This window comes from Flavobacterium chungangensis, from assembly GCF_042654045.1.
In the GTDB taxonomy this organism is placed as follows: domain Bacteria; phylum Bacteroidota; class Bacteroidia; order Flavobacteriales; family Flavobacteriaceae; genus Flavobacterium; species Flavobacterium chungangensis.
Genome location: NZ_JBHSFY010000003.1, coordinates 446134 through 458750, shown reverse-complemented (window position 1 = coordinate 458750; position 12617 = coordinate 446134). Strand labels below are relative to the sequence as shown.

The 12617-nt window shown below is 34.4% G+C and carries 11 protein-coding genes; 7 read left to right on the top strand and 4 right to left on the bottom strand.

Annotation, left to right across the window (positions count from 1 at the left end; translation table 11 throughout):
- The first annotated feature begins 44 nt into the window (after positions 1-44).
- The 7 genes from ACFO3N_RS07180 to ACFO3N_RS07150 all read left to right on the top strand — a co-directional run bounded on the left by ACFO3N_RS07180 (position 45) and on the right by ACFO3N_RS07150 (position 7973).
- Positions 45-1304 (top strand): sigma-54 interaction domain-containing protein, encoded by a 1260-nt coding sequence (locus tag ACFO3N_RS07180; protein WP_379796405.1) that lies wholly within the window; start codon positions 45-47, stop codon positions 1302-1304.
- An 81-nt stretch (positions 1305-1385) separates the two neighbouring features.
- Positions 1386-1889, top strand: coding sequence for an LptE family protein (locus ACFO3N_RS07175; protein ID WP_095928622.1), 504 nt, complete (start codon positions 1386-1388; stop codon positions 1887-1889).
- Between the two features lie 107 nt (positions 1890-1996).
- Positions 1997-3838 carry a tetratricopeptide repeat protein gene (locus tag ACFO3N_RS07170; protein ID WP_379796403.1) on the top strand — a complete coding sequence of 614 codons (1842 nt, stop codon included), beginning with the start codon at positions 1997-1999 and terminating at the stop codon, positions 3836-3838.
- Positions 3839-3841: 3 nt separating this feature from the next.
- Positions 3842-4186, top strand: coding sequence for a preprotein translocase subunit SecG (secG, locus tag ACFO3N_RS07165; RefSeq protein ID WP_095928621.1), 345 nt, complete (start codon positions 3842-3844; stop codon positions 4184-4186).
- 144 nt (positions 4187-4330) lie between these two features.
- Positions 4331-4606, top strand: a complete 276-nt coding sequence (locus ACFO3N_RS07160; RefSeq protein ID WP_008467105.1) for a co-chaperone GroES — start codon at positions 4331-4333, stop codon at positions 4604-4606.
- A gap of 83 nt (positions 4607-4689) precedes the next feature.
- Entirely contained in the window at positions 4690-6321 is a 1632-nt protein-coding gene (gene groL / locus ACFO3N_RS07155) for a chaperonin GroEL (RefSeq protein ID WP_095928620.1), read from the top strand.
- Between the two features lie 452 nt (positions 6322-6773).
- On the top strand, positions 6774-7973 hold the full coding sequence (locus ACFO3N_RS07150; RefSeq protein WP_379796400.1) for an alkaline phosphatase family protein: 1200 nt from the start codon (positions 6774-6776) through the stop codon (positions 7971-7973).
- A gap of 449 nt (positions 7974-8422) precedes the next feature.
- Here the strand turns inward: ACFO3N_RS07150 and ACFO3N_RS07145 are convergent, their stop codons facing one another.
- The 4 genes from ACFO3N_RS07145 to ACFO3N_RS07130 all read right to left on the bottom strand — a co-directional run bounded on the left by ACFO3N_RS07145 (position 8423) and on the right by ACFO3N_RS07130 (position 12579).
- Positions 8423-9262, bottom strand: coding sequence for an oxidoreductase (locus tag ACFO3N_RS07145; protein ID WP_379796398.1), 840 nt, complete (start codon positions 9260-9262; stop codon positions 8423-8425).
- A gap of 92 nt (positions 9263-9354) precedes the next feature.
- Positions 9355-10263, bottom strand: coding sequence for a helix-turn-helix domain-containing protein (locus tag ACFO3N_RS07140; protein ID WP_379796396.1), 909 nt, complete (start codon positions 10261-10263; stop codon positions 9355-9357).
- Between the two features lie 299 nt (positions 10264-10562).
- Complete coding sequence (locus ACFO3N_RS07135) at positions 10563-12092, bottom strand: SulP family inorganic anion transporter (protein WP_379796394.1); 1530 nt, start codon at positions 12090-12092, stop codon at positions 10563-10565.
- Positions 12093-12333: 241 nt separating this feature from the next.
- Positions 12334-12579 (bottom strand): hypothetical protein, encoded by a 246-nt coding sequence (locus ACFO3N_RS07130; RefSeq protein ID WP_379796392.1) that lies wholly within the window; start codon positions 12577-12579, stop codon positions 12334-12336.
- Positions 12580-12617 lie beyond the last annotated feature (38 nt).

Genomic DNA, 12617 nt, shown 5'->3' with positions numbered 1-12617 from the left:
AAAACTTGAAACCTGAAACAAACAAAAACTTGAAACAAAAAACTATGGAAACAGTTCAAGCAATAAAACAGCGATTTGAGATTATTGGAAATGATCCGAAATTAAATCGCGCTATCGAAAAAGCCATTCAGGTTGCTCCAACTGATATTTCGGTTATGGTAACTGGGGAAAGTGGTGTTGGTAAAGAAAATATTCCAAGAATTATACATTCGCTTTCACACAGAAAGCATGGTAAATATATTGCCGTAAACTGTGGTGCAATTCCAGAAGGAACAATTGACAGTGAACTTTTTGGTCACGAAAAAGGAGCTTTTACAGGCGCAACAAGCACGCGTGAAGGTTATTTTGAAGTGGCTGATGGCGGAACAATATTCCTTGATGAAGTTGGTGAATTACCCTTAACAACTCAAGTAAGATTACTTCGTGTTTTGGAGAACGGTGAATTTATTAAAGTAGGATCTTCTCAGGTTCAAAAAACGAATGTGAGAATTGTTGCGGCAACCAACGTGAATTTATTTAATGCTATTGAAAAAGGTAAATTCCGTGAAGATTTGTATTATCGTTTAAGCACAGTCGAAATTACTTTACCTCCATTAAGGGAAAGAAACGACGATATTCATTTGTTGTTCAGAAAGTTTGTAGCCGATTTTGCTCATAAATATAAAATGCCACCTTTAAGACTGGACGATGATGCTGTTCAGCTTTTACAAAAATTTAGATGGAGTGGAAATATTCGTCAGCTTCGAAATGTGGCAGAACAAATTTCAGTTTTAGAAACTAATCGTGATATTACCTTAGCTACTTTACAATCTTATTTGCCTGCCGAAGGAAGCAATTTGCCTTCAGTTATTAACGACAGCAAAAAAGAAAGTGATTTTAGTACTGAAAGAGATATTTTGTACAAAGTGCTTTTTGATATGAGAAGCGATTTGAACGACTTGAAAAAACTGACTCTCGAATTGATGAAAAATGGAACTTCTAAAGTTCAGGACATTAACCCGAATTTGATCCAGAAAATTTACGGAAATCAGCAAAATGATAGTGAGATTGATTTTGAAGAAGAACCAAGAACTTCTGTTGTGACGACTCCTGCTGTTCGTGAAGATAATTATCAGATGCAAGACGATAATTATTTATTTGCTGAAACTATCGAGGAGGAAGAAATTTTACGTTTAGAGCAGAAAGAAATCGAAATGATCAAAAAATCATTAGAAAAAAATAAAGGAAAACGTAAAGCCGCTGCTGACGAATTAGGTATTTCTGAAAGAACTTTGTACCGTAAAATCAAGCAATTCGATCTATAATAAATCTCAATTTTTAAATCCTAAATCCCAAATTACTATATTTGGCGAAATTTGAAATTTGGAATTCGACTAATACACATTATGAAAAAAATATATTCTCTTTTCGCACTATTAAGCCTTTTTATGTTGAGTGGCTGTTCTGTTTACAACTTTACAGGAACTGGAAAAATCGACGCCAAAACATTTCAGGTTAACTTCTTTCAGAATAATGCAGATTTGATTGAACCAGGAATCGATAGAACTTTTACTTTGGCTTTGCAGGATTTGATTATGAATCAGACCAACTTAAACTTGGTTAGCAATAGTGGCGATTTGGTTTACGAAGGTGAAATTACAGATTACCGAATTACACCAATGACGGCAACCGCAGATCAGCAGGCAGCACAAAACCGTTTATCTATTCGTGTAAATGTACGTTTTACGAACAAAAAGAAAGAAACAGACGATTTTGAAAAATCTTTTGAATTCTATTATGATTTCCCTGGTCGAGATCTTCCAACAGGATCTGTTTTAAACGAGGCAATCAGAGTAATTTTTGAGAGAATCACGCAAGATATCTTTAATCAGTCATTGGCAAAATGGTAGTTTTGCCTGTTTGTTTAATCGTTAAACTATAAAACCGTTTAATCGATAAAACAAGCAAAAACAAATAAACGATTAAACAATTAACCGATCAAACAAAAAAACAAATAATGAACGTTAGCGATTATACCTACTTAATGAATAAACCCGATGCTATTACAGAAAAGCAGGCGGACGCATTAGGAAGTGTTTTGAACGAATTTCCGTATTTTCAAAGTGCACGCGCATTACGATTAAAAGGACTTTACAATCAAAATAGTTTTAAGTATAATTATGCTTTGAAAGTTACAGCAGCATACACGGCTGATCGTTCTGTTTTATTTGATTTTATTACATCTGAAGCTTTCACTTCTATTCAAAATGATTTTTACGAACAGAAATTGAGAGATCTTCTCGAGATTACTGTTTTTGACAGTGAAATAATTTCACCAGAGCAGATTCAAAAAGCAATCGAAGTAAAAACTGATATTGAAGAATTGGCTGTTTCAGATACAATTAAAGAAGCTCAAACTTCTGTTATTGAAGCACCTTTGGTTGTACAGTCTGTGAAAGTTGAAGAAACTGCAAAAATTGAGGAACCTTTAAAAGAAGAACTGGTACAAGTTGAGGAAATAAAAGCTCAAGAACCAGTAATTGTTGAAGAGCCTAAAAAATTCCCAGAAATAGATCCCTCTATTTTTCTTGCCATAAAAGAGGCTCAAACCATAACTTTCGAAAAGCCATCAATTAAGGAAGAAGAGCCAAAACCAATTCCTGAAATAGATTTTTCTATTTTTGCGATAAAAGAAGCACAAAATGTAACTTTTGAAAAACCTATAATAGAAGAGGAAAAACCAAAACCGCTTCCAGAAATAGATTTATCTACTTTTACTGCAATAAAAGAAGCGCAAACTGTAACTTTTGAAAAATCTACAATAGAAGAAGAACAGAAAATTGATTCTGTTGAACTTACTATTTCAGATAATATAAAAGAAGAAGAAGAAGAAGTTGAAACAGCTCCGTTTTCAGAATCTAGACAAACTGAAGAACCTAAAATTGATCGTATAGAGAGTTCCATTTTAAGTTCGATAAAGGGCTCTGAAACACCTTCTCTACCAGAACCTGTGAAAGTTGAAGAACCTAAAAATGAGCGTGTCGAAAACTCTATTTTAAGTTCGATTAAAGAAGCAGAAGCTAAAACTATTGAACAACCTGTAAAAACTGAAGAAGTAAAAGCAGATCCTATTATAGAAAAACCTGCTCTAAATGTTGTTGAAGAAGATGAAGACGACAGCGTAATTGAAGAAATGATTATTCCAGAATTTAAAATGAATTCTGTTGAACGATCTATTCTTTCTTCGATTAAAGAAGCTGAAACAAAAACACCTGAAGAACCAAAAGTAGAAATTCAAGAAGTTCTTCAATCTGAGGATAAAGAAGAAGAGCCAATTATAGAAGAAAATGAAGAGCCGATTGAAGAAATAATCGAAGAAGAAGAGCCTAATGAGCCTGCAAGAACAGCTGCAGAACATTTAGAAATTGGAAAACCTTTGGATTTTTCTCTTAGCGAAAAACATTCATTTCAAGAATGGCTTCAATTATCTCGAACAGAACCAATTGACCGCTCAAATGAAATTTCTCCAGAAGAACAAGCAAAAATTGAAGCGGCTAAAGAAGAAGAGAGACAAAAGAAGGCTGAAATTATCGATAAATTTATCGAAACCAATCCGAAAATCTCTCCAATTAAACCTGGAACAAGTGCTCCAGTAGTTCAAATTGAGCCTGTTATAGAGGACAATTCATATTTAATGACCGAGACTCTGGCCAGAGTATATCTGGAACAAAAGAAATATACAAAAGCAATTCAAGCTTATGAAATATTAATTTTGAAATATCCAGAAAAAATTACTTTCTTTGCAGACCGCATATCGGATATAAAGATTTTACAACAAAATAACAATAACAATAATTAAGTAATGAGCACATTTTCAATTTTTTTAGTTTTAATTACAATAGTTTGTTTTCTATTGATCATCGTTATCATGGTACAAAACCCTAAAGGAGGCGGATTGTCTTCTACTATCAGCGGAACGCAGATGTTAGGTGGAGTACAAAAAACAACTGACTTTTTAGATAAAAGTACTTGGACTTTAGCTACTGTTTTAATTGTGCTAATTTTACTTTCTAGCTTAAGCTTCTCTGGATCTTTAAGCGATACAGATTCTAAAATCATTGATAAAACTGAAGCTCCTGTAAATGCACCTGCAGCTCCAGCGCAAGGAACTACTCCTGCTCCTGCAACACCTGCACCAGCAAAATAAAAAGTAGCTCGATATACAATCTAATGCCAGCCTGTCAAAGCTGGCATTTTTTTTAAGAAATAATGTCAGTTTTTCTAGCATGGCACAGTTTCTGAAAGTTTATAGAACAGAAAAAAAACGTATAACTTATAATAATATAAAATCATGGCTTTAAACATTAAACCGCTTTCAGACCGCGTACTTATTGAGCCTGTTGCAGCTGAAACTAAAACTGCCTCAGGTATTTTTATTCCAGATACTGCCAAAGAGAAACCACAAAAAGGAACTGTAGTTGCAGTAGGAAACGGAACTAAAGATCACACAATGACTGTAAAAGTTGGAGATACTGTTCTTTACGGTAAATATGCAGGAACCGAGTTAAAACTGGAAGGCACTGATTATCTAATCATGCGCGAGGATGATATTTTAGCAATTATCTAAAAAATATTGTATTAAGTACGAAGTATTAAGAATTAATAACTTCATTTAACTTGAAACAAATCAAACTTTAAACAAAAATTAAAATGGCAAAAGATATAAAATTTGATATTGAAGCACGTGACGGATTAAAACGTGGTGTTGATGCATTAGCAAATGCTGTAAAAGTAACTCTTGGACCAAAAGGTCGTAACGTAATTATCGGAAAATCATTTGGTGGACCAACTGTTACTAAAGATGGTGTTTCTGTTGCAAAAGAAATCGAATTAAAAGACGCACTAGAAAATATGGGTGCGCAAATGGTAAAAGAAGTTGCTTCTAAAACCAATGATTTAGCTGGAGACGGAACTACAACGGCTACAGTATTAGCGCAAGCGATTGTAAAAGAAGGTCTTAAAAACGTTGCAGCAGGTGCAAACCCAATGGACTTGAAACGTGGTATCGACAAAGCTGTTGAAACTATCGTGGCTGACTTAGCAAAACAAGCTAAAGTTGTTGGAAGTGATTCTGATAAAATCAAACAAATTGCTTCTATCTCTGCTAACAATGACGAAGTTATTGGTGAATTAATCGCTACAGCTTTTGCTAAAGTTGGAAAAGAAGGTGTTATCACTGTAGAAGAAGCTAAAGGAACTGATACTTTCGTTGACGTTGTTGAAGGAATGCAGTTTGACAGAGGATACCTTTCTCCTTATTTCGTAACAAATCCAGAGAAAATGGAAGTTGAATTAGACTCTCCATATATCTTATTATACGACAAAAAAGTATCTTCTTTAAAAGAATTACTACCAGTTTTAGAGCCAGTTGCTCAATCAGGAAAACCATTATTGATTATTGCTGAAGATGTTGACGGAGAAGCTCTTTCTACATTAGTAGTAAACAAATTAAGAGGTGCTCTTAAAATTGCTGCTGTAAAAGCTCCAGGTTTCGGAGATAGAAGAAAAGCAATGTTAGAAGATATCGCAATCTTAACTGGCGGAACTGTAATTTCTGAAGAAAGAGGCTATACGCTAGAAAATACAACTATCGAAATGTTAGGAAACGCAAAAAGAGTTTCTATCGATAAAGATAATACAACTATCGTAAGCGGTGCTGGCGAAGCTGATATTATCAAAAACAGAGTAAACCAAATTAAAGGTCAGATGGAAACTACTACTTCTGATTACGATAAAGAAAAATTACAAGAGCGTTTAGCTAAATTAGCTGGAGGTGTTGCAGTTCTTTATGTTGGTGCAGCTTCTGAAGTTGAAATGAAAGAGAAAAAAGACAGAGTTGACGACGCTTTACACGCAACTCGTGCTGCTGTAGAAGAAGGAATCGTTGCTGGTGGTGGTGTAGCTTTATTGAGAGCTAAACTTGCTTTAGCTGATTTAAAAGCAGACAACGCTGACGAAGCTACTGGAATCCAAATCGTTTCTCGCGCTGTTGAAGCTCCATTAAGAACTATCGTTGAAAACGCTGGTCTTGAAGGTTCTGTTGTTGTGGCTAAAGTTTCTGAAGGTTCAGGTGATTTTGGATACAACGCAAAAACTGACGAATATGTAGACATGCTTACTGCTGGAATTATCGATCCTAAAAAAGTAACTCGTGTAGCTCTTGAAAACGCTGCATCTGTTTCTGGAATGATCTTAACTACAGAATGTGCATTAATTGATATTAAAGAAGAAAATGCTGGAGGCGGAATGCCAATGGGAGGCGGAATGCCAGGAATGATGTAATTCATTCTCTTCTTAAAACTTAAAAGCGCTGGATTTACTTCTAGCGCTTTTTTTTAGCCACGAATTCACGAATTATATTTTCAAATCTGTGTGTTTATTTTTTGCCACAGATTTCATTGATTTAATGGATTTTCCAAGCTTTGTCTATAATTTTTTTCACGCAGATTTTACTGATTTTGGCAGATCTATGCAGATTAAAATTTAAAAAATCTGCTTAAATCTTTTTTAAATCTGCGTGAAAATTTACTCCCACAGATTTCGCAGATTTTATTTTAATCCTTTTAATCTGTGTAATCTGTGGCTAATAAAATAGATACAGATTATAAAATAAATAATTCGTGAATTCGTGGCTATTCTTCGGTCGAATCGTGGCTATCTTTTTTATTTAACATTCTCTTTTTCTTTAAAAAATCTGTTATCTCTACCTTTGCGGTTCTATATAAAATTGCACAATGAGAACATTCACAACTCACTTTTTATCTTTTACATTTTTACTTCTTACTACTTTTTTACAAGCCCAAAATAGCAAAGACAATTATGTTGTTTTAATTTCTATGGACGGATTTCGCTGGGATTATGGCAAAATGTATAATCTTCCGAATCTGAAGCAAATTGAAAAAGAAGGCGTTCATGCCAAATCAATGAAACCTTCTTACCCAAGTAAAACTTTTCCAAACCATTATTCGATTGTAACGGGACTTTACCGCGACCATCACGGAATCATCAATAATGTTTTTTATGATGCTTCTTTGAATCAATCTTTCTCATTATCTAGTAATGCTAAAAACGATTCGAGATTTTATGGCGGAAATCCGATTTGGAATTTAGCGGAGCAGCAAGGTGTAAAAACCGCTTCTTTCTTTTGGCCAGGTTCTGATATTGACAAAAGAAATCCGAGTTATTTCAAAAACTACGATGGTAAGGTTCCATACGGCGCTAGAATCGATACGGTTATGAAATGGTTACAGCTTCCAGAAAAGCAACGTCCGCATTTGGTTACTTTATATTTTGACGAACCCGATCATACGGGCCATAATTTTGGTCCGCTTTCGCCAAAAACCGAAAAAACAGTAATCAAAATGGATTCGATTATGGGTGAAATATCTAGAAGATTAGATCAATTGCCTATTGGGAAACAAATCAATTTAATCATCGTTTCAGATCACGGAATGGCCACTATCAGTAACGATAAAAAAGTAGCGGTTTTAGATTATTTAAAACCAGAATGGCTAGGATATAAAGATGTTGTCAATCCAATTATGAGTTTACAGGCAAAACCAGGCTATCAAGATTCTATTGCCAATGCTTTGAAAAAAGTGCCACATATTAAATTTTGGAAATCAACAGAAGTCCCAAAAAGATTACATTACGGAACAAATCCGCGTGTGCATGATTTCGTTATAGAAGCCGATAAAGGTTGGAGTTTAGTAAGCAAAGAAAGCACACATATAAATGGCGGAACGCATGGTTATGACAATGAGGAAAAAGACATGCACGCTATTTTTTATGCAAAAGGTCCTGCTTTTAAAGTTGATAAAACAGTAAAAACATTTCAGAATGTGTCGGTTTACCCTTTAATTGCTCATATTTTAGGTCTGCAGATTGGAGAAATTGACGGGAAGTTAAGTGATGTCAAATCGATGCTTCGCTAATAAGAGAATGAGGCAATTAGAAAATTTGATGATAAACTGATTGTCACCCTGAGCGAAGTCGAAGGGCGCTCCAATTAGCACGTGGGCTTCGACTTCGCTCAGCCTGACAAAACACAATCGCTGTAAAAAAATTAAACTTTATAAGAGAAAGGCTTTAGGCAAACTTTGTCGTTTGGCTAAAGCCTTTCTTCTATTCTAAATACTTACCTCCAGCTAAAGCTGGAGGCAATTCAAAAAAAACAAATTCGCACAGTATACATCTGTAGAAACGCACCGCAGTGCGTCTAGGTTATGCATATCAATCATTGTGGTTACGTTGCGTGAGACGCACTGCGGTGCATCTCTACAGACATACATGATGTTAAATCATTTTCTAATTGACAAATTATCAAATTATCAAATTATCAAATTGACACATTATCAAATTGACACATCATCAAATTGGCCCATTAAAAACCAGTCGAAACCGAAACCGATTTCCATCCTTCTAATTCTTTCTGAACACTTGCTATTTTTTGGTTTGCCATATTAAAAGCATCTTCACCTAAAAATAAATGTAAAGGCGGATTTTGGTCCTGACTTACTTTAATTAAAGCTTCAGCCAATTTAATTGGATCACCTGGCTGATTTTCATTGATATCGTCTTTATGAGCGCTTTCAGATTGTCTCACTTCTTTATACTCGGCAATTGGATTTTCTGGCACTAAAAGCGAGCTGTCTTTTAAGAAATCGGTTCTAAAATAACCTGGATAGACAATTGTAGCATGAACTCCAAAAGGCTTAATTTCTGCAGCTAAAGATTCAGTTAGGCCTGCAACCGCAAACTTAGTCGAGCAGTAAATTCCCCAACCCGGAAATTCTCCATAATATCCTCCAACAGAAGAAATATTAAAAATATGCCCCGATTGATTGGTACGAAGAATAGGCATTGCATTTCTAATTACATTTAATAATCCGAAAACATTTACTTCGTAGTTTTTTCTAGCTTCTGCATCTGTTAATTCTTCTAAAGCTCCCAACAATCCGTAACCAGCATTGTTGACTAAAACATCGATTGTTTTAAAATGATTTACGGCTTTATCAATTGCTGTTTTTACACTTTTTTCATCCACTAAATCCATCTCAAGAGGAAGAAAATTTTCTGATGCTTTTCCTAATGCTGCACTTAAAGAAGCTTCATTTCTTGACGTTGCAGCCACTTTAAAACCTTCTGCTAATAATTTTTTAGCTAACTCTAATCCAAGTCCTTTTGAAGCACCTGTGATAAACCAAACTTTGTTATTTTCCATGATCTTAAATTTTTACGTTTATAATTACAGGACAAAGGTATTGGCAAAGTGCTTCTTAAAAATTAAAGCAATCAAGTAAGAAGTTGCAAAAATCAATCAATTTCTGCTAGTCGATAGTTTTTAGGAGAAACCTGAACATTTTTTTTGAAGAAATTAATAAAATGAGACAATTCTTCAAAACCTAAACACCAAGCAATTTCATTAATATTCCAATTGGTTTGTTTTAAAAGAATCATAGCTTCCTGAACAATTCTTTCCGAAATGATCTGAGAAGTTGTTTTTCCTGTTGTTTCTTTTAACGCTTTATTTAAATGATTCACATGTACATTTAACTGATTGGCATATTCCGAAGGCGAACGAAAATTAATTTGCTGTGAAATGGATTCGACAGGAAATTGCCTTTCTAATAATTCTAAAAACAAAGAAGAAACTCGAATTGTAGCATTCGATTTACTATATATTGAAGCAGTTACAGTTTGTGTTTTTAATGCTAAATGAATAATTTCAAAAACCAGATTTCGAAGCACATCATATTTAAAAGCATAATCAGAATTAATTTCTTCGAACATTTTTAAATAAACTGTTTTTAGAGATTCTGCTAATGCTGCAGAAACAGGAACAACAGGATTTCCGCCTGGCTGAAATAATGGATATTCTTTTAAATTGCCAAACTGACTAAAAAATGCATCTGTAAAAATACAGAAAAAGCCTGTTTGATTTTCGTCAATATGTTCCCAACTATAAGGAATTTGCGGATTTGCAAAGAATAATGCCTGATCTTCAATCGTTACAACCTTATCTGCATAATGTACTTTATTTTTACCAATAATTAGACTTATCTTATAAAAGTCTTTTCTGGTATAAGGCAATGGATTGCAAGTACTGCCAACATAATCATCCAATTTAAAAACATTAAAATGTCCGATTTCCTTTTTAAGATTCTCGGGCATTCCTTTGATTTTTACAGTGTAAAAGTCTTCTAAAGTTTCTGTCAGTTTCATTTTGCAAAGTTACAAAAATCAAATTATTTCAATTAGATAATTTGAGAATGTGTCAATTAGAAAATTAGAAAATTTGATGATCAACTGATTGTCACCTTGAGCGAAGTCGAAGGGTTTTCCAACTACTGCGCGGGCTTCGACTTCGCTCAGCCTGACAAAAACAACAAACCCGACAGATTTTAAAAACCTGTCGGGTTTAACTTTTTGAGATACTTTGCTTAGACGCACTGCAGTGCGTCTCTACAGAATATTGGGGGCTTTGCATTAATTTACAATTAATAATTCACAATTAACAATTATTAAGACACCACTTTATATGTCGGATCTTCAATAACATTAACATTTATAACAGCATCTGCATTTTTGAGTAATTGCCTGCAGTCTGGGCTTAAATGCTGCAACTCTACTGTTTTATTGAGCTGATTGTATTTTTTTGTCAGATTATTTAAAGCTTCTATTGCCGACATATCAGAAACTCGACTTTCTTTAAAATCTATTATAATATGATCAGGATCGTTCTGAATATCAAATTTTTCTAAAAAAGCAGCAGTTGAACCAAAGAATAATGGACCATAAATTTCGTAATGTTTTACTCCGTTTTCATCTATATAATTTCTTGCGCGAATTCGTTTAGCACTTTCCCAAGCAAAAACCAAAGCCGAAATAATTACGCCAATTAAAACCGCCAAAGCTAGATTATGCAATACAATCGTGATTAATGCCACTAGAATTCCAACAAAAATATCATGTCTTGGCATTTTATTGATAATCTTAAAACTTGCCCATTCAAAAGTTGTAATGGCCACCATCATCATGACTCCAACTAAGGCCGCCATGGGCAGTTTTCCAATTACGGGTGCTCCAAAAAGTATGATAATCAAAATGGTCAGAGAAGCAATAATTCCCGAAAGTCGAGCTCTAGAACCAGCTCCAAGATTTACCAATGTTTGTGCAATCATTGGGCATCCACCCATTCCGTAAAAAAAGCCGTTTAAGATGTTCGAGCTTCCTTGCGCAATACATTCTCTATTGCTGTTTCCTCTCGTTCCAGTAATTTCGTCAACTAAATTCAGCGTAAGCAAACCTTCTGTTAAACCTACAGCGGCAACAATTACCGAATACGGAAATATCACTTTAAAAGTCTCAAAAGAAAATGGAATATTCGGAATATGAAACGGTGGAAATCCGCCTTGAACCGAAGCAATATCTTCTACCGTTTTGGTTTCAATATTAAAAACAATGACCAAAGCAAAAACGACCATAATAGCTACTAAAGATGCTGGAACCGCTTTTGTAATCTTTGGAAAAATCAAAACAATTGCAATGGTCAAAGCGACCAAACCTAACATAATGTAAAGCGGAGTTCCCTGAAGCCAAGAAACCTGACCGTTCACCATGGTTTTAAACTGTTCTAGCTGCGACATGAAAATCACAACCGCCAAACCGTTTACAAAACCAAACATAACGGGCTGCGGAACTAATCGAATAAATTTTCCAAGTTTAAAAAGTCCGATACAAATTTGAACCACACCGCCCAATGCGACCGCGGCAAAAACATATTCTATTCCGTGCGATTTCATTAAGGCAATCAAAACAATTACCGTTGCTCCTGCTCCGCCCGAAATCATTCCGGGTCTTCCTCCAAAAATAGCCGTAACCAATCCCGCAATAAAAGCAGCATACAAACCAACTAATGGCGGAAATCCAGCTAAAATAGCAAACGACAGCGATTCTGGAATCATAGTCATGGCTACAGTTAAGCCCGCTAAAATTTCGTTTTTATAATTGACTTTCTGGCTAAAATCAAAGAGTTGGAATGTTTTTTTCATGGCGCAAAATTAAAAAAATAATACGCAAAAAAGAACAAACCTTTTATAGCATAAAAAGTGGCTCAAAAACCCTGTTAAGGAATAAACAGCTAAATCAGGATAGCTGTTCGAGAAGAAAAAGAAAAAGAGAAAGTATAAAACCTATCATTTCAGTATTATTTTTGGAATTAAAATATTACACAAAATACTTACAAAAAAAGCAAATACGATAGCGTATTTACACCTGATTTAAAATCTAAAATTATTCCAATCGCACGCAAGTATAACCTAAACCGCTTACTTGATTCATTACAGTATTACACTGCAAATCAAAGCCTTCAACTCTCAATATTTTATCACAATCTTCCAAATCAAAATTGATTTTATAATTTGGAAACTGCTTTTGCATCATGGTTACCACATAGTCTCGATCAGATTCTTTCTGAACATTTGTTTTAAAAATCTCCACGACCATATCGGCATCTTTTAATTCTTTAAACTGGTACATTTTTATTTTTTATTAAAAAGAGATTAGAAATTCGAATT

What these genes read in the sequence shown, in the direction of transcription:
- secG (WP_095928621.1), top strand. Translation starts at nt 3,842, where the DNA reads ATGAGCACATTTTCAATTTTTTTAGTTTTAATTACAATAGTTTGTTTT.
- ACFO3N_RS07150 (WP_379796400.1), top strand. Translation starts at nt 6,774, where the DNA reads ATGAGAACATTCACAACTCACTTTTTATCTTTTACATTTTTACTTCTT.
- groL (WP_095928620.1), top strand. Translation starts at nt 4,690, where the DNA reads ATGGCAAAAGATATAAAATTTGATATTGAAGCACGTGACGGATTAAAA.
- ACFO3N_RS07180 (WP_379796405.1), top strand. Translation starts at nt 45, where the DNA reads ATGGAAACAGTTCAAGCAATAAAACAGCGATTTGAGATTATTGGAAAT.
- ACFO3N_RS07140 (WP_379796396.1), bottom strand. Translation starts at nt 10,263, where the DNA reads ATGAAACTGACAGAAACTTTAGAAGACTTTTACACTGTAAAAATCAAA.
- ACFO3N_RS07130 (WP_379796392.1), bottom strand. Translation starts at nt 12,579, where the DNA reads ATGTACCAGTTTAAAGAATTAAAAGATGCCGATATGGTCGTGGAGATT.
- ACFO3N_RS07175 (WP_095928622.1), top strand. Translation starts at nt 1,386, where the DNA reads ATGAAAAAAATATATTCTCTTTTCGCACTATTAAGCCTTTTTATGTTG.
- ACFO3N_RS07170 (WP_379796403.1), top strand. Translation starts at nt 1,997, where the DNA reads ATGAACGTTAGCGATTATACCTACTTAATGAATAAACCCGATGCTATT.
- ACFO3N_RS07135 (WP_379796394.1), bottom strand. Translation starts at nt 12,092, where the DNA reads ATGAAAAAAACATTCCAACTCTTTGATTTTAGCCAGAAAGTCAATTAT.
- ACFO3N_RS07145 (WP_379796398.1), bottom strand. Translation starts at nt 9,262, where the DNA reads ATGGAAAATAACAAAGTTTGGTTTATCACAGGTGCTTCAAAAGGACTT.
- ACFO3N_RS07160 (WP_008467105.1), top strand. Translation starts at nt 4,331, where the DNA reads ATGGCTTTAAACATTAAACCGCTTTCAGACCGCGTACTTATTGAGCCT.